This window comes from Stenotrophomonas sp. RIT-551 (assembly GCF_026241915.1).
GTDB classification, from domain to species: domain Bacteria; phylum Pseudomonadota; class Gammaproteobacteria; order Xanthomonadales; family Xanthomonadaceae; genus Stenotrophomonas; species Stenotrophomonas bentonitica_A.
This window is the reverse complement of the sequence record NZ_JAPJIU010000010.1, coordinates 105,776-122,044: the sequence shown is the minus strand read 5'-3', so window position 1 is coordinate 122,044 and position 16,269 is coordinate 105,776. Positions and strand designations below refer to the sequence as shown.

The following is a 16,269-nucleotide window of genomic DNA, read 5'->3' as shown; positions in this document are numbered from 1 at the left end:
TGCGCGCCACCGGCTTCAAGCGAAGCTCGGGAATGCAACAAGGAACTATCAATGGCTGAACAATTCGACGTCGTCGTCATCGGTGCCGGTCCGGCCGGCTACCATGCCGCCATCCGCGCCGCGCAGCTGGGTCTGAAGACCGCCTGCATCGACGCTGCGCTGGGCAAGGACGGCAAGCCGGCCCTGGGTGGCACCTGCCTGCGCGTGGGCTGCATCCCGTCCAAGGCGCTGCTCGATTCCTCGCGCCAGTTCTGGAACATGGGCCACATCTTTGGCGACCACGGCATCAGCTTCAAGGATGCCAAGATGGACGTCGAGGCGATGGTTGGCCGCAAGGACAAGATCGTCAAGCAGTTCACCGGCGGCATCGCCATGCTGTTCAAGGCGAACAAGGTCACCGCGTACTACGGTTTCGGTGAGCTGCAGCCGGGCAACATCGTCAAGGTCAAGCAGCACGACGGTTCGGAAGTCGAGCTGAAGGGCACCAACGTCATCATCGCCGCCGGTTCGGATTCGATCGAACTGCCGTTCGCCAAGTTCGATGGCGAAACCATCGTCGACAACGTCGGCGGCCTGGATTTCACCGAAGTGCCGGCTCGCCTGGCCGTGATCGGTGCCGGCGTGATCGGCCTGGAACTGGGCAGCGTCTGGAAGCGTCTGGGTTCGGAAGTGACCATCCTGGAAGCGCTGCCGGACTTCCTGGCCGCGGCCGATGCCGAAGTGGCCAAGACCGCCCTGAAGGAATTCAAGAAGCAGGGCCTGGACATCCGCCTGGGCGCCAAGGTCTCCAAGGCCGAGGTGACCGGCAAGGGCAAGAAGAAGGAAGTCGCCCTGACCTACGCCGATGCTGAAGGCGAAAAGAGCCTGGTCGTGGACAAGCTGCTGGTGGCCGTCGGCCGTCGCGCCGCCACCAAGGGCCTGCTGGCCGAAGGCACCGGCGTCAAGATCAACGAGCGTGGCCAGATCGAAGTGGACGCACACTGCCACACCGGCGTCGATGGCGTCTGGGCGGTCGGTGACTGCGTGCGCGGCCCGATGCTGGCGCACAAGGGCTTCGAGGAAGGCATTGCCGTGGCCGAGCTGATCGCGGGCCTGCCGGGCCACGTCAACTTCGACACGATCCCGTGGGTGATCTACACCGAGCCGGAGCTGGCCTGGGTCGGCAAGACCGAGCAGCAGCTGAAGGCCGAGGGCATTCCGTACAAGGCCGGCAGCTTCCCGTTCGCCGCCAACGGCCGTGCCGTGGCGATGATCGAGCCGTCGGGCTTCGTGAAGGTCCTGGCACACGCCGAGACCGACCGCATCCTGGGCATGCACCTGGTCGGTGCGAACGTCTCCGAGCTGGTGCACGAAGGCGTGCTGACCATGGAGTTCAGCGGTTCGGCCGACGACCTGGCGCGCATCTGCCACGCCCACCCGTCGCTGTCGGAAGTGGTGCATGACGCCGCGATGGCCGTGAGCAAGCGCGCGATCCACAAGGCCAACTGAGCCTTGTTGATGGCGTAACGAAAAACCCCGCTTCGGCGGGGTTTTTTGTGGGCGACAGGCAGCGCCGGCCGCTGCACGGGCCCCTTCGCAATTGGTAGTGCCGGCCGCTGGCCGGCTCCTCGCCATGCCGACAGCAAGAGCCGCCGGCCAGCGGCCGGCACTACCCGATCCCATTCCTGTTCAGGCCGTTGCGACGCGCCCGCCACCCAGCAGCCGCGCCGGAAGCATCAACAGCGCACGCAGGAAGGCAAACAGCGCCGAGAACGTGATGCCGACCAGGCGGAACGGCAGGCTGACCAGCCACACCAACGGCCACGCCACCAGGGCCAGCAGCGCCAGCGGCCAGCACAGCACGAACAGCAGGCACCACACGCCCAGCACGAACAGGGTCTTCATCGTCGGTCTCCTTCGACTCGGGGCAACGTCGCCCACCGGGCCACGTTGCCCCGCGCCGGGGAACGCGACAAGCGCGCTGCGACGAAGCACGCCCCAGCGCGGATGAAGCTGCCGCTGCGGCGATGAAACCGGCGTGCCGACCGTGGCCGGCGCGCCGCCCACTCACGGTACCGGCGGTGACTCCACCGCGCCGCCCTGCCCGCCCGAGGTCAGGCGCAGGCCGATGCTGCTGGCACGATCCGCGCCGCGCGCCTGTTCATGGCCCAGCAGCAACGACAGGCTCCAGCCACGCTGGATCGCCAGATCCACGCCGGCCTGCAACGACAACACATCATCGTTGTAGCTGCGGAGTGCTACCTGGTAGTCCTGCGGCCGTGACCACGTCGCGTAGTTCAGCGAAGCCATCCCGCGGTCCTGCAGCGCCCGCCGGTACTCGATGCTCCAGAACGGACGCAACCGGCTCTCGGCCGATACCTGCGCACTGCCCTCCATCCCGATGGCCAGCGCGCGGTTTTCCACGGTCTGGCGGCCATAGGCGAGATCCAGCACGCCCAGGCCGTGCTCGCGGTAGGCATCCAGGGTGGTACGGCTGGCATCCCAGCGGGCGTACCCGGTCAGCCGGGTTGCCGCCAGCATCTGCTCGTAGCCCAGGCCGAGCGAACCGAACCACTGCGTGCCATCGCGCCGCGCCTGCGCCTGCGCATCGGCATCGGTGCTCCAGCGCTGCAGATCGAACTGCAGGTTGCCGGTGGCGATCATCGCGTCCACGTACAGGTGCGCGTTGCCACGCCACAGGCCGTACAGCGCCAGCGAGCGCTGGTCGGCGCGCAGGCGGGTGCGATCGTCGTCCTGGTCGCTGTCGCTGCGGCCCACGCTGCCCGCCACGCCGAGCAGCGTGCGTTCGCCGAAATGGCGGTCCACACCGACGCTCAGCCCGTCGCTGCGCAGGTCATAGCGGCCGCCTGCGGTGGCCCCGCCGCGGCCGTAGCTCGCGCTGCCCGCGGCCCAGGTTCCCCAGCCGGCCGGCAACCACGCCGCGCCGGTACCGAGCGCGCTGCCCAGCGGCAGCGATGCGGCGTTGGGGCCGCCACCGCCACTGGACACCGACAGCGTGTTGCTGGCGGGGTTGCCGCCGTCGCGTACCTGGCGCAGGCGATCGCGGATGTTGCCCTGTTGCGCGGCGGCGAAACGGACGCTCGCATCCACCTGCGCCTGCAGCAGTCCGGTGACGCCCGGGTCACGGGTCGGGTCAGGGCGCACATTGACCACCAACCGCAGTTCCACGCGGGCGGCGGCGTAACCACCACTGGCGGCCTGCTGTGCGGTGATCACGGCGCTGCCTTCAGCGTGTACCTGGACTGTGCGGCCCTCGATGCTGGCCACCGCCGGCGCACTGCTGTGGAAGGTGAACGCACCGGGGCTGACACTGGTCGGCAGCGGCAGCTCGAAGCTGCCCTGCTCCAGCAGACGCGACATGTCTGCCGCCCAGGCCAGCACCGGCACCGCGGCGGCGATGTCCACGTCCAAGCGCTGCTGTGCGGCGGCCTGGTGATTGGCGTCGCCGGCCTGGTCGGCGGTCAGGCTGCACCGCCCGGACGCCAGCATGACCACGCGCGGGCCGTCCACGCTGCACACCGCCGGGGTGGTGCTGGCGAAGATGATCGGCTGCCCCGAGGCGCCGCCCTGGGCGCTCAACAGGAAGCTGCCTCCCGCGCTGAACACCGGGGCGCCGGGATCGGCGACGAAGGCGCTGATGGCCTGCGCGGCCTGCGCGACCACGAAGCGGTAGCCGAGCGCGGCGGTGAAGCCATGCGCATCGCGGACCTCGACCTGCACCTCGAACGTGCCGGCCTGGATGGCGGTGCCCTCAAGCAGCCCATCCGCAGTCAACCGCACGCCCGGCGGCAGCTCGCCGGACAGCAGCCGGAACGCATACGGGGCGACGCCGCCACGCACTGGCAGGCGCGTGCTCACTGCCTGCCCCAGGGCGACCTCCGGCGGTGCAGTGTCGCCGGGGATGATCTGCGGCGCGTCCACCAGCAGCACCATGCTGCGGCGGGCCTGGAATGGGCCGTCGCCGGTGCTGCTGTCGGTAACCTCGACATCGACCGCAAAACGGCCGGCAACCACCGGCGTGCCGATCAGCTGCCCGCCCGGCGTCAGCGCCATCCCGGCCGGCAATGCGCCCCCCACCAGCGCATAGCGGTAGGGTGCGCTGCCGCCGCGGCTGAGCAGCTGCAGCGTGTAGGGGCGGCCGGCGGTGGCCGCGTCGGGCACGATGTCATCGATCGCTACACTCGGCGCGGCCACGGTGATCGTCACGGTCGCCGGTGCGGAGGTGCTGAAGGCATCGCTGGCGGTGTAGTCCACGCTGTCGGCGCCGGCGTAACCGGCGTGCGGCGTGTAGCGCAGCGTGGTGCCCTGCACCTCCAGCGTGCCATGCTGCGGCGCGCGGACAACGTCGAGGCGGGTGGCGGCACCCTGCAGCGTCAACGGCAGCACGATGCCCGCTGCGCCGTAAGCGATGCCGATGCGGCTGTCCGCCGCGCCCAGGACCGGCAACGGAGTGACCGCCGCCGAAGGCGCCGAGGCCGAGCCTTGGCCGTGTTCGCTGCGTGCGACCACGATGAAACGATACGCGGTGCCGTTGGCCAGCCCGGTCACGGCAATCGGCGAGCCGCTGCCGGTGGCGCTGATGCCGCCCGGTTGCGCGCTCACGGTGTAGTCGAGGATCGCGCCGCTGCCGGCGCGGGCCGGCGCAACGAAATGCACCAGCACCTGGCCATCGGCGGCCACGCCACGCACATCGGCCGGCGCGCCCGGCAGCTCGACGCCGACCAGCACCGCCACCGTGCTGCCGACACCGTGCAATGCCGTCGCCGCGTCGGTGCCTTGTGCATTGCGCAGGCTGCCTGCAGCGGCCTGCAGCGCCTCCACGGCGATCCCATCCTCATCGAGGTCATCGGCCTGCACGGTGTAGCCAAAGCGCAGCACGGTGCCCTGCGCATCGGCCGCCTGCGCGAGCACCACGGCCTCGCGCTGCTGTGCGCCGATACGCAACTGCAGTACCGGTGGCACGCCGACCTGCAGCGGCTGGTCGAAGCCGACCTGGAACGCCAGCGTCTGCCCCGCCAGATAGCGGCCCGCTGCAGGCGGAGTCACCCGCAGCACGCGCGGCGCATCGAGCACGGTGAGCGCGTCCGATGGCGCCGAGGCCGCGCCGCTGCCCACGCGGTTGATGGCGGTAACGGTAAAGCGCTGCGCGACGCCGGCAGGCAGGCCACCGATGCGCAGCGGGCTGGCCGCGCCGCGCACGCTCTGCCCGCCTGGCAGCGCCTGCACGAGGTAGCCGGTGATCGGGCTGCCACCGTCGAACGCCGGAGCCACGAAACGGATCTCGGCAGTCTGGCTGGACGCCAGCACGACCTGCACGATCGCTGGCGCACCCGGTGCCACCGCCCGCACTTCGAAGCGATGCGAGACGCGTACGGCGGCACGGGTGGCGGCATCGCCGGGCTGGTCGGCATCGATGCCGCAGGTGCCGGCCGCCAGCAGGGTCAGCGTGCCGTCGGGGCCCACGCTGCACACCGCCGGTGTGGTGGCCGTCCACTGCACCGGCAACTGGCTGCTGGCGGTGGCGGCCAGCCGCGGCGACGTGCCGAGGTCCTGCGGACCCGGATCGGCGAACTGGATCTGCTGGTCGGCCATCGGCACCACCGGTGCCGACGGCGCCGAGGCCGCGCCCGTGCCGGCCGCGTTGCGCGCGGCGACGGTGAAGCGGTACGCCGTACCGTTGCGCAGGTTGGTCAGCACCGCCGGCGATTGTGCCACCGGTACCTGCAGGCCACCGGGCTGCACGGTGACGATGTAATCCAACACCGTGCCGCCGCCGTTCTGCAGCGGCGGATCGAAGGTCACCGTCGCCGTACCGTCATCCGCACGGACGGCGGTGATGGTCGGCGCATCAGGCGCCACGGCGCCCACGGTGATGCCAGCAGTGGAACCGACACCGGCCAGGACCAGCACCGCATCGACGCCGTCGGCGTTGCGCAGGGTGCCCCCGTTCAATCCGAGCGATTCGATCGCGATCCCGTCCAGATCCCGCTGGCCGGGCAGTACGGTGTAACGGAAATCAAGCGTGGTGCCGCCCGAGCCGGCGTCGTACTGCGCCGCCACGCGCTCGCTGCCGATCACCAGCACCAGCTGCGGCGTACCCGTCACCTGCACCGGCTGGTCGAAGACAAGCTGGAAGTCGAGCGACTGGCCGGCAACATAGCGACCCGCGGCCGGTACCTGCACCGCGCTGATCCGCGGCACGGTCGGCAGGGTGACCGGGTTGGAGGCCACCGACATCGTCCCGGGACCGCTGGCCGTGCGTGCGCGCACATGGAACGTGTAACGTCCCCCTGCCTGCAGGCGCTCCACCCGTACCGGGCTGGCGGCACCGGAAACCACCGATGCACCTGGCAGGGTGATCACCTCGTAGGCCGTGATCGCGCTGCCGCCATCACTGCCAGGCGGGTCGAAGAATACGTCCACGCTGGTGGCGCCCGCGCGTTCGGCGCGCAACATGGTGGGGGCCGACGCGGTGCCGGGCACCACCATGAAACTGCGCGCCACCGGCGTGGCTGCGGTGATGCCGGCCGTGCCGGGCTGCTCGGCGAGCACGGTACAGGTGCCGGTGCTGAGCAGGCGCACGCTGGCAGGCGCTTCGGCCTGGCACACCAACGGCGTCTGGCTGCTGTACTGCACCGGCAGCCCGCTGCTGGCCGTGGCGGTGAGCGACAACAGGGTGCCGACCGGCTGTGGGGCCGGCAACGGGAAGGTGATGGCCTGGCTGGCCTGCGGGGTGACCGTGTTGCTCGGGTCCGAGTCGACACTCACCTCGGTGCCGTTGTCGGCACGCACGCGGAACTGTACCGGCACGCCATTGGCCAGCCCGGTGACGGGGATCGGCGAGGCGCTGCCGGTGGCCTGCGCGCCGCCGCTGGAGATCACGACGTAGTGCGCGATCGGCGCCCCGCCGTTGCGGGCCGGCGCCTGGAAGCTGATGCTGGCTTCGCCGTCTGCGGCGGAGGCGACCACCCGGGTCGGCGCGTCCGGTACACCCGCCGCGACGCTGCCCGCGTAGCCCGAACTGGCGCTGGCCCTGGTCGCATCGGCCACGGTGATGGTGGCACTGAAGCCACCGGCCTGTTCGGGCACGCCATGCACGCGGCCATCGGGCTCCAGCACCAGGCCGGCAGGCAGTTGCCCTGCCGTGATCGTGAAGGCGTAGGGCGCGGTGCCGCCGCGAACCCCCAGGGTCTGGTCGACATTGCGGCCCACGGTCATCACTGGCGGCGTGGTGGCGTCCAGCGTGAGCGGCGCGGCCGAGGCGTTCTCGCAGCGTACGACCGCGTTCATGAGGTAGCCGCCACGGGTACTCACGGAAAGGTACAGGCCGTTGGCCACCAGGTATCCGGCCGGCGTACTGCCCGTATGAGGGCCTGGCGTCCCGGTGAAACTGCGGTAGTCGTATGCCACCGAGGAAAAGTTCGCCGCACGCAGGATGACGCTGTCCGACTGGGCCAGGTTGATACGGGGGTCCAGCCCGCTGTCGAGGAAGGTGACGGAGACGATGTCACCCGGGAGGAATTTCGTGGGCTGCTGACTGGTCGTCATCGTGACGCCACCGCTCAACGCGTTGACCGCCGCACACCCCGGTGATTCGGCCATGGCCATGCCGCTGCCCAGCACCAGCTGCAGTACACCGGCGCCCATCCAGATGGCGGCCCGCGCCAGCCTGCCCTTCCCTGCCCCTGACAGCATCCGCACTTCCCCTTGCCCGTCCGTTCAGCGCGCGCCGCCGTGGTCCGGTCGGCAACGCCGTCGCTGTGGTGATCGTCGAGATGGGGAAACGCACACGGCCGCACACCGCGTGGCGGTGGCGACATGGCTGGATTCCCCTGGTACCGGGTGCGGTAACGGCCCGGCGCAGGGGATCTTTAGCGGTTTGTGTGCGACATCACGGTGCAGGCCAATGCGCGATGCCCCGGCCGCTTACTCGAACGAACCCACCGAATCGTGCGACAGATTGTCGAAGCGGGTGTATTCACCGAAGAACTTGAGCTTGCACGAGCCGGTCGGGCCGCCTCGGTGCTTGCCGATGATGATCTCGGCCAGGCCCTTGTCCGGGGAGTTTTCCTTGTTGTAGTAATCGTCGCGGTAGATGAAGACGATCATGTCCGCATCCTGCTCGATAGCGCCGGATTCACGAAGATCGGCCATCACCGGGCGCTTGTCGGTACGCGTTTCCAGCGAGCGGTTGAGCTGGGACAGGGCGATCACCGGCACGTTGAGCTCCTTGGCCAGGCCCTTCAACGAACGCGAGATTTCCGAGATTTCGGTCGCGCGGTTTTCGCTGTTGCCCGGCACGCTCATCAGCTGCAGGTAGTCGATCACGATCAGGCCCAGGTCGTGCTCGCGCTTGAGGCGGCGGCACTTGGAGCGCAGGATTTCCGGCGACACGCCCGGCGTATCGTCGATGAAGATCTTGGTTTCCTTCAGCATCCGGATCGCGCCGGTGACGCGGCTCCAGTCCTCGTCTTCCAGCTGGCCGGTACGCAGGCGCTGGGCGTTGATGCGGCCATTGGAGGAAATCAGGCGCATCGCCAGCTGCGAGGCCGACATTTCCATCGAGAACACCGCCACGCCCTTCTTGGATTTGATCGCGGCGTACTCGGCGATGTTCAGCGCGAAGGTGGTCTTGCCCATGGCCGGACGCGCGGCCAGGATGATCAGGTCGGTCGGCTGCAGGCCGGCGGTCATCGCATCGAAGTCGGCATAGCCGGTCGGCAGGCCGGTGATGTTGCCGCCGTTTTCGAAGCGGATGCGCAGCTCTTCGAAGGCATCCTTCAGCGCGCCGGGCATCGCCACGAAATCGGTGCGGCCGCGCGCGCCCTGCTCGGCGATCGCGAACACGGATTTTTCCGCGGCCGAGAGCAGCTCGCTGCTCTCGCGCCCTTCAGGCTGGAAGCCATCGTTGACGATGTCGGTGCCGACCTGGATCAGCTGGCGCAGCACCGCCTTGTCGCGCACGATCTCCGCATAGGCGGCGATGTTGGCGGCCGACGGCGTGGTGCTGGCCAGTTCGATCAAGTAGGCGCCATCGCCGACCAGCTCCATCTTGCCTTGCGATTCGAACCACTCGCCCAGGGTCACCGCATCGAACGGGCGGTCGCGCTCGGACAGCTCGCGGATCGCGCGGTAGATCATCTGGTGATCGCGGCGGTAGAAGTCGGTTTCGGTCAGCTGGTCGTTGACCCGGTCATAGCTTTCCGGGGCCAGCATCAGCCCGCCCAGCACCGCCTGCTCGGCCTCGATCGAATGCGGCGGCACGCGCAGGGCGTCGATGCGCATCTCATCGCGATCAAAGCGGTCACCGCGGTCTTTGCGGTCGGAACGGAAACCAGAACGGGCGGACATGGGGGGCGTACTTCCTGCAGTGTGAGGCGTGGGACATGGTAGGCACGCGGGGAGCCCCGCAGCCATGCACAAACCTGTGGATAAGCAGTGGATGGGCTGGGGATACCGGCGCCTGCCGGAACGATCGGCCGGGGCCGTCGCATTGCGTGCGACGGACGCCATTGCGACGCCCGTCCACGCCATTATCGCAGAAGCGCCACCCTCCCGCGGTGGATCAGTGCGTGCCGCCGTGGGTGCCGACCCAGGCGATGAACGTGTCCACGAAGCCCTGCAGGAAGTCCTTGGTGCCCTCGTTGCTGATCGTGCCCTGCTCGTCGATCAGCCCTTCCTTGAAGTGCAGGAAGGCCTCGGGCTGGCCCAGCACCGGCATGTCCAGGTAGGCCAGGATGTTACGCAGGTGCTGCTGGGCCAGGGCGGTGCCAATCACACCGATCGAGGCACCGATCACCGCCGCAGGCTTGCCGGCGAAGGCACTGTCGCCATACGGGCGCGAGCCGAGGTCGATGGCGTTCTTGAGCACGCCCGGCACCGAGCGGTTGTATTCGGGGGTGACGAACAGCACCGCATCGGCGTCACGGATCTGCTGTTTGAGGCGGACGCCCTGGCTGGGGTAGTCCTTGTCGAAATCCTGGTTGTACAGCGGCAGGTCGCCGATCTCCACGTATGAGAACGCAGCCTTGCCGGCGGCCAGCTTCTCCAGCGCGCGCGCCAGCGCCTGATTGTGCGAGCCCTTGCGCAGACTACCGACGAGTACGGCGATCTTGTATTCGGCCATCACGTTTGCTCCGTTGGGGGGAAAGGTCCAGCCTAGGCGGGCCCACCTTCGGCAACGGTGAAGGCGACGTCAGCCACGCATGGCGCGGCGCTACGGCCGACACCACATACGGTAGAGCCACCCCATGGGTGGCTGCTTTCCGTGTCCGGACCCGCACGCGTAGCGCTATGCGCGCGTCACGTCCGCGCGTGCGCTGCGCCAATGCGCCTGCCAGGCCTGGAACATCAGCACGTTCCACAGGTGTGTGTGCCATTTGCGCTCGCCCTGCTTGAACTGCTGCCACAGCGGGGCGACCGCCTCGACATTGAACACGCCCTCCTCGGCCAGCCGCGCCGGATCCAGCAGGTCATCGGCCCAGCCGCGCAGGTCGCCCTTGAGCCACGCGCTGACCGGGGCACCGAAGCCACGTTTGGGGCGGTGCACCATGTCCTGCGGTACGTAGCGGCCCAGCACGCGCTTGAGCAGGTACTTGCTCACGCCATCGCGCTGCTTCATCGCCATCGGCAGCGACCAGGCAAACTCGGCCACGCGCCAGTCCAGCAGCGGTGCACGGGCTTCCAGGCTGACCGCCATGCTGGTGCGGTCCACTTTGCACAGCAGGTCATCGGGCAGGTAGGTGCTGAAATCAGCCAGCATCATCGCGTCGGCCGGCGAGCCGGCACCGTGCAGCGGATCGGCCAGGTCGTAGAAACTGCCGGCCGCCTGTGCGCCACGCACGGCCGCCACCGGGTCACGCCAGCGGGAAATCCGGTTGCGGTAGACATCGCCGATGCCGCGCGCGCCCGACTCGGCCAGCAGCGCGGCCAGCCCACCGGTGCGCGAGGCCTCGCCCTGCGTGTGTGAATGGCTGGCCATCCAGCGCCGCAGCGGCGCCGGCACCTTGCCCAGCAGCCGCCAGTTGCGCATCGCCCGCTGGTAGCGGGTGTAACCGAAGAACAGTTCGTCGCCGCCGTCACCGGACAGCGCCACCGTCACGCCCTGCCGCGCCAGCCTGGCGACCAGCGCCGTGGGCACCTGCGAGGCATCGGCGAAGGGTTCATCGAACATCGCCGGCAGGCTGGGCACCACCGCCAGCGCATCGGCGCCGCTGACATACAGCTCGGTGTGATCGCAGCCCAGGTGCTGGGCCAGCGCCTTGGCCAGCGGCGCCTCGTCATGGTCCGAACCGGTAAAGCCGATGCTGAAACTGTGCACCGGCTGGCTCGATTGCGCCTGCATCAACGCCGCCACCACCGACGAATCGGTACCGCCGGAGAGGAACACGCCGACCGGCACATCGGCCACCATGCGCAGCGCCACCGCGTCGCGCAGCACCGCATCCAGGCGTTCTTCGGCCTCGGCATCGTTGCCCGTGAACGGGGCGGCCAGCGCCTGCTGCATGCGCTCGCGCGCATTCCAGAATGGCTGCTGCAGCTGATCCGGGCGATGCGCGGCAGCACCGGCGGCTACCGCCTCGGCATCGAGCCGCAGCACGCGGCCGGGCATCAGCTTGAAGCAGCGCTCGTGGATGCAGTGCGGCGCGGGAATGTAATCCAGCCGCAGCAGCAGCGTCAGCGCATCGCGGTCGACCTCGTTGTCGAAGGCCGGGTGCTGCCAGAGGGCCTTGAGCTCGGAGCCGAACACCAGCGTCTCACCGGCCCAGCCGTAGTACAGCGGCTTCTTGCCGACCCGGTCGCGGGCCAGCCACAGACAGCGCTCGGCGCGATCCCACAGCGCGATGGCGAACATGCCGTTGCTGCGCTGCAGGGTTTCCTCGAAGCCCCACTGGGTGATCGCGGCGAGCAGCACTTCGGTATCCGAATGGCCGCGGAAGCCATGCCCCAGCGCTTCCAGCTCGGCGCGCAGCTCGGCGAAGTTGTAGACCTCGCCGTTGTAGGCCAGCACGTAACGGCCATCCACCGAGGTCATCGGCTGATGGCCCAGCGGCGACAGGTCCAGGATGCTCAGCCGGCGATGCGCCAGCGCGATGCCGGCCGAGGCATCGGCCCATACCCCGCTGTCATCCGGGCCGCGGTGCACCAATGCGTCGCCCATGCGCCGCGCCTGTTCTTCCAGTGCTGCCTGCTCCCTTGCCGGAGCGGGCAGCAGCATGCCTGCCAATCCACACATGTATCAATGGTCCTGCGCCAGCGCGAGGGCGGCGTTCAATACCGCATTGTCGCTTGGAAGCACGCACAATGCTGCCCCCGCCAGTGGCGTGTAGGTATCGGCCCCGCACACCCGCTGGATCGGCAGGTGCCCCAGCCCGGCCTCGACCAGCGCGGTGATCACGCCCTCCCCCACCCCGGCGCTGTGCCGGCCCTCATCGACCACCAGCACGCGCTGGGCATCGGCGGCCTGGCCGCTGATGAACCCGGCGTTGAGCGGCACCAGCCAGCGCAGGTCGACCACCCGCACCTGCCAGCCCAGCTGCTGCTCGATCGCCCGCGCCGCACGCAGGCTCATCGGCACGCCGTTGCCATAGGTGAAGATGACCAGGTCACTGGCCTCCGGCGCGTAGACCCGGCCCTCGCCGAGCACCAGTGCCTGGTCCGGTGCCGGATACGGGAACAGCCACTGGCCATCGCCCGGCGCGTGCAGGTCCTTGCTCATGTACAGCGCGATCGGCTCGAGGAACACCGCGACCCGGCCATCGACCGTCGCCAGCGCCGCCAAGGTGCGCAGCATCATCGCCGCATCGTCGCCGCGCGAAGGACAGCCGACCACCAGGCCGGGGATGTCGCGCAGCGCGGCGATGGAATTGTCGTTGTGGAAATGTCCGCCGAAGCCCTTCTGGTAGCCCAACCCCGCGATCCGCACCAGCATCGGGTTGCGGTACTGGTCATTGGAGAAGAACTGCAGCGAGCACGCCTCGCCCCGCAGCTGGTCGGCCGCGTTGTGGAGATAGGCCAGGTACTGGATCTCGGGAATCGGCAGCATGCCCAGGTTGGCCAGGCCCTGCGCCATGCCCAGGATCATGGTTTCATCCAGCAGGGTGTTGAACACCCGGCGCGGGCCGAACGCCTTGAGCAGGCCCTTGCTGACCGTATACACCCCGCCCTTCTGCGCGACGTCCTCACCGAACAGCAGCGTGGCCGGGTACTTGGCCATCAGATCGTGCAGGGCCTGGTTGATCTGGATCGCCAGGTGGCGCGGCGGTTGTGTTTCGGGCAGCTGCGCCGCACCGCCAAACGCAGCGACGCGCGCCTCATCAGCGGCCGTGCGCGTGGCTTCTGCCTGGACGGCCGCCGGCGAGTAGGGGGCCAGCGGCGCCACGACCTCGGCCAGATCGGTCAGCTTCGGCCGTCGATCCGCTTCGGCGGCCGCGGCGAAACAGCGTGCGCGCACGCGGTCGTAGAGATCGAGCACCTGCGCGGCGGTCATCCAGCCGGACTGCATCGCAATCGCCGCCGAGCGCAGCAGTGGATCGCTCGCTTCTGCCGCGCACAGCTCCGGCAACGGCCGCCATTCGATTTCGAAATCGGTCCCCGCATGGCCCATCAAACGCGTGGTGCGCAGGTGCAGGAAGGTCGGCCGCCGGGTCTGCCGGCAATGGGCCAGCGCGCGCTCCACCTGTGCATGCCCCTCCACCAGATCCAGGCCATCAGCGTAGAAATAATCCAGGCCCGGGCGGTGCGCGAAACTCTGCGCGATCCAGCCATCCGGGGTCTTCACCGAGATGCCGATGCCGTTGTCCTCGCAGACAAACAGGATCGGTGCCGGCAGCCGCTGGTACGCCGCCCACGCCGCGGTGTTGAACGCAGTTTGCGCGGTGGCGTGGTTGGCCGAGGCATCGCCGAAGGAGCAGATCACCACGCTGTCGCCGGGAATCGGCAGCGTGTGGCCGATGCGTCGCCCACTTTCGATGGCCAGCGCCGTGCCCAGGGCCTTGGGCAGGTGCGAGGCGATGGTGGAGGTCTGCGGCAGCACCCACAGTGGTTTGCTGCCCCACACCTTGTGGCGCCCACCGCTGGCCGGGTCGTCCCGGCTGGCCGCGAACGAGAGGGCCGCGTCCATCACCGGGTCCATGCCCGGCAGCTTGCGGAAGCGCTCGGCCATGAAACCGCCGGAGCGGTAATGCAGGAACGCCGGATCGGTATGCCGCGCCAACCGTGCCACCAGCGCATTGCCCTCATGGCCGGACGAGCCGATCGTATAGAAGACCTTGTTCTGCACGCGCAGCACGCGCGCCATCAGGTCCAGATGGCGGCTGACCAGCTGTGATTCCAACAGTTCGGCAAAGCCCTGCGCATCCAGGGTGCTGCCGGGCAGGATCGGCGCGTCGGGTGCCGGCGTCGGCGCCGGATCGCCGCGCCACTGCTGCACGAAATCGATGAAGTTGGCGTCGCAGATTTCGGCCCGGTTGAGGCCCTTCATGCGCGCGGGAATCGGCTCGGGAACCACGGCAAACATGCATCAGCCTCCGTGACGTGTTGCGTAGGCGGACAACCGGATGGGGCGGCCTGCCCACGATGCCGAGTCTGGCCTCACCCCATCGCATTTGCCAAGCGCGGGTGCAGCATCACCGCTGCGTGGCGCGACGCTGCTGCCACTGCTGCCGCGACTGGCCCCAGATCTCGATCGGCTTGCCGGCGTGCGGCGGCGGCAGCTCGCCCATGCGCAGCAGCGAGCTGCCGAGCTTGCGCGCGACCACCTTGGAGTTTTCGTTGGCCGCATCAATGGTGTGGATGATCTCTTCCCAGCCGAGCGTGTCGAACGCCCAGTCCATGCTGGCCACCGCCGCTTCGGGCGCATAGCCCTTGCCCCAGCTCTCGCGGCGGATACTCCAGCCGACCTCGGTGCCCGGCCAGTCCAGCGGTTGCCACGGGCCCATGCGGCCAACCCACTCGCCGCTGCTTTTTTCGATCACCGAGAACATCGAAAACCCATACAGGTGCCAGCTGCCCACCAGGCAGCTGAAACTGCGCCATGCCTGGGAGGGGGCCTGCACGCCACCCAGGTGCTGCATCACCTCAGGGTCCGAGCAGAAGCGCAGGAAGGCATCGAAATCCTCGGCGCGTGGCGGGCGCAGGATCAGGCGCTCGGTCTCCAGCTGGAGGTCGAAAATGCTCATGGCGTCCTCGTCTGTTGCGTGTGTACCGCCATGATCGCAGACGCAGCCACCGGCATGCCGTGCACCGTTCCCCACAACGCAACACGCCGGCAGTTGCCGGCGTGTTGGTGGTGCGTTGGAACGGCTGCGCTTTACTGGTTGTTCGCGCCCAGCGCGGCGGTCTGGGTGACCAGCTGACCGTCGATCACCGGCAGGCGATCGCTGCTCGGCTTGTTGTCCATCTTCACGGTCTTTTCGGCGCCGTCGTAACGGTAGGTCACGTTATAGCCGGTGACCGCATTGGTAGTGCCCATCGGGATGCGGTTGCCCGGCTTGCTGGCCATGCGCATCGTGCCGGTGGTGCCATCCTCATTGCGGTAGGTGACGTTGTAGCCGGTCACCCGGGTCGACTCGGAGGTCGCGGTCTCGGTGTGGCACTGGCGCTCGGTGCGGTTGACCACGCGGCCACCCACATGGCGCTTGTCCACCTGGTTGCCGATCATGCCGCCGGCAACGGCACCGGCGGCCGTGGCTGCCTTGCGGCCGTTGCCACCGCCGACCTGGTTGCCCAGCAGGCCGCCGATCACGGCACCGGCAACGGTACCGCCGACATTGCCATCGCGCTCGGGCAGGCGTTCCTGGACCACCACGTCCTGGCAGACTTCATGCGGGGTCTGCGTGCTGGACGTCTCGCGCACCGGCTCGGTGCCGATCACGGTGGCGTAGGCCTTTTCCTTCCTGGTCAGCGGATCGACCTTGACGATGTCGGCGTACTCGAGCTTGCCGGCCTTGTCTTCGATCGCCAGTTGGTCGGTGCGCGCGCCATCGTCGGCGAGTGGCGTGGTGTCCAGGGTGGGCCGGGTCTGAGCAGCGGTCACCGCGTCGGGCGAGGCACTGCCGCCCTTCATGAAGGCAGCAGTGGCGATCCCGCCGACCAGCAGCGCACCTGCAGCGACCAAAGCAGTAGTAGTTGTACTTTTCATAACCGGCTCCTTGCGGACGATCCGCAACGTTCTTGAGTGAATTCCAGCACGGCCAGCCTGAACGGAATCTCGACGGATCGTGAACATCCTCCCGCCCATTCAGGTTCAGCGAGCCCCAGGCTCGTGAT

Annotated in this window: 9 protein-coding genes; 1 reads left to right on the top strand and 8 read right to left on the bottom strand. The window is 68.7% G+C overall.

The features are described from left to right. The first annotated feature begins 51 nt into the window (after positions 1-51). Positions 52-1,488, top strand: a complete 1,437-nt coding sequence (lpdA, locus tag ORK51_RS13155; protein ID WP_070425486.1) for a dihydrolipoyl dehydrogenase — start codon at positions 52-54, stop codon at positions 1,486-1,488. Positions 1,489-1,668: 180 nt separating this feature from the next. Here the strand turns inward: lpdA and ORK51_RS13150 are convergent, their stop codons facing one another. The 8 genes from ORK51_RS13150 to ORK51_RS13115 form a co-directional block, all read right to left on the bottom strand. Next, the gene (locus ORK51_RS13150) at positions 1,669-1,884 is read right to left on the bottom strand and encodes a hypothetical protein (RefSeq protein WP_019185929.1); all 216 of its coding nucleotides are present in this window, start codon (positions 1,882-1,884) and stop codon (positions 1,669-1,671) included. 162 nt (positions 1,885-2,046) lie between these two features. Then, the gene (locus ORK51_RS13145) at positions 2,047-7,695 is read right to left on the bottom strand and encodes a fibronectin type III domain-containing protein (protein ID WP_266085145.1); all 5,649 of its coding nucleotides are present in this window, start codon (positions 7,693-7,695) and stop codon (positions 2,047-2,049) included. A 231-nt stretch (positions 7,696-7,926) separates the two neighbouring features. After that, positions 7,927-9,351 carry a replicative DNA helicase gene (locus ORK51_RS13140; RefSeq protein WP_019185928.1) on the bottom strand — a complete coding sequence of 475 codons (1,425 nt, stop codon included), beginning with the start codon at positions 9,349-9,351 and terminating at the stop codon, positions 7,927-7,929. Between the two features lie 214 nt (positions 9,352-9,565). Further along, positions 9,566-10,126 (bottom strand): NADPH-dependent FMN reductase, encoded by a 561-nt coding sequence (locus ORK51_RS13135; RefSeq protein WP_266085144.1) that lies wholly within the window; start codon positions 10,124-10,126, stop codon positions 9,566-9,568. Positions 10,127-10,291: 165 nt separating this feature from the next. Beyond that, complete coding sequence (gene asnB / locus ORK51_RS13130) at positions 10,292-12,235, bottom strand: asparagine synthase (glutamine-hydrolyzing) (protein ID WP_266085143.1); 1,944 nt, start codon at positions 12,233-12,235, stop codon at positions 10,292-10,294. 3 nt (positions 12,236-12,238) lie between these two features. After that, positions 12,239-14,518, bottom strand: coding sequence for a thiamine pyrophosphate-dependent enzyme (locus tag ORK51_RS13125; protein ID WP_266085142.1), 2,280 nt, complete (start codon positions 14,516-14,518; stop codon positions 12,239-12,241). Between the two features lie 109 nt (positions 14,519-14,627). Further along, a complete protein-coding gene (locus ORK51_RS13120) occupies positions 14,628-15,179 on the bottom strand; it encodes a GNAT family N-acetyltransferase (protein WP_266085141.1) in 552 nt (183 codons plus the stop codon). A gap of 131 nt (positions 15,180-15,310) precedes the next feature. Beyond that, on the bottom strand, positions 15,311-16,141 hold the full coding sequence (locus ORK51_RS13115) for a glycine zipper 2TM domain-containing protein (protein WP_019185923.1): 831 nt from the start codon (positions 16,139-16,141) through the stop codon (positions 15,311-15,313). Positions 16,142-16,269 lie beyond the last annotated feature (128 nt).